This window comes from Glutamicibacter sp. V16R2B1 (assembly GCF_005774635.1).
In the GTDB taxonomy this organism is placed as follows: Bacteria; Actinomycetota; Actinomycetes; order Actinomycetales; family Micrococcaceae; genus Glutamicibacter; species Glutamicibacter creatinolyticus.
On the sequence record NZ_VATX01000054.1, the window covers coordinates 1 to 1,443 of the forward strand.

The following is a 1,443-nucleotide window of genomic DNA, read 5'->3' on the forward strand; positions in this document are numbered from 1 at the left end:
CCGCGACGGAATCACCGGCCTCCCTATCACCCAGCTCCGTCGCCAGCGCCCGCAGCCGTTCACCGTCGCGGCCGGCCAGCACGACGGAAAATCCCCGGCGCCGAAGCTCGGCGGCCACCAGTCGTGCGGTGAGCCTTTTCCATCCTGACGTTTCAAGCGGCTTCGGTTGAGAGGATGTGGATGGCCTGGGCGGTTGCTGCGACGCGGCGGGGGCAGCCGCGGTAGCGAGCGAAGATGTGCCAGTACTTGAGCGTGGCGAAGCCGCGTGCGCCGAGGGCGCGGATGGCTGCGTGGCCGCGGTTGGCCTGCTGGTAGTTGGCGGGGAGTTCGCCGTTCTGCGGGGTTTTGTGGGGGATGACGAGGCGGTGACCTTCGCCCCCGATGTAGCCGAGGTCGACGTAGAGGTACAGCTCGGAGCGTTCCACGGTGTGGAGGATGTCGTGCAGGCGGGCGGCGGTGAGGTCGTGGACGGAGCCGGGGAGCCCTTCCGAGATCCAGATCATCTGTCCGTAGGGGTCCATGAGGGCCTGCAGGTTGATCCCGTGGTACTTGTGCTTGCCGGAGTAGTACAGCGAGTTGTGGGCGCGGACACGGTTGGTGCGCACGACCGTCCCGTCGAGGACGAGGAAGTTGTTGCGGGTCCAGGCGAACGTCCACACGGCGGCGAGCAGCGTCCGACCGCGGTGGGCCAGGAGGTCGACGGCCTCGCGGATGTAGCGGTACACCGTGGCGACGCCGATGCCGAAACCTTCGGCCAGGCGGGTGTAGGTGTCGCCGTTGCGCAGGTGCGCAAGGACGAGAAGTGCCTGGTCACGGGCGGGCAGCTTCCGCCAGGTTCCGCGGCGCTCGCGGTCGTCGGTGAGCAACGCGGCCAGGAAGTCCAGGGTCGCTTCGGGCAGGTTGATGGTGCCGGGGTAGGTTAGCAACGAGTCCTCGGTCAGGGAGCAGTGGAGTAGACACCCTGTGATCTACCGAGGACTCGTCTATTTTCCGATCCCGTATCGACAACAGTCGACCACGGCGGGCCGGGCGGATCGTGCGAGAATCGTCACCGCCTTTCAGAAAAACAAGATGGAAAAGGCTCAATGTACGCATGCTCGATGGTGCTCTGCTACAGATGACATACGAGTTCAACGGTCTGGCGCTGACGAGAAGTCGGCTTGCTTTCCTGCCCTAGCCCGACTTGTCTGAGTTTCAGAACAACCCGGACGTCTATATGGAGGACGTTCGCTTTGCTGAAGTCGTCAATCGCCAAGTGGTCGCGGTTCCAGTTAGGTTTGACTTCGACTCCAGAGATGGCGTTGCATCCGATATTCTACACCCTTGTTCACATGTGACTCTCGGTCAATATAAAAATTGCCGAATTGCTGCGACCTCACCGCTCACGCCCGGGGTCTTCGTAGAATTTATTCTGCGAAGTTTCTACAATACGGCCACGAATGA

Annotated in this window: 2 protein-coding genes; one reads left to right on the forward strand and one right to left on the reverse strand. The window is 62.5% G+C overall.

The features are described 5' to 3' along the window. Positions 1 to 152 precede the first annotated feature (152 nt). Positions 153 to 926 carry a transposase family protein gene (locus FDN03_RS15965; RefSeq protein WP_138178579.1) on the reverse strand — a complete coding sequence of 258 codons (774 nt, stop codon included), beginning with the start codon at positions 924 to 926 and terminating at the stop codon, positions 153 to 155. 257 nt (positions 927 to 1,183) lie between these two features. Between FDN03_RS15965 and FDN03_RS15970 the strand changes: the two genes are divergently transcribed. Next, positions 1,184 to 1,443 (forward strand): DUF2290 domain-containing protein (locus tag FDN03_RS15970; protein ID WP_138178580.1); only part of this gene is annotated, 260 nt, incomplete at its 3' end.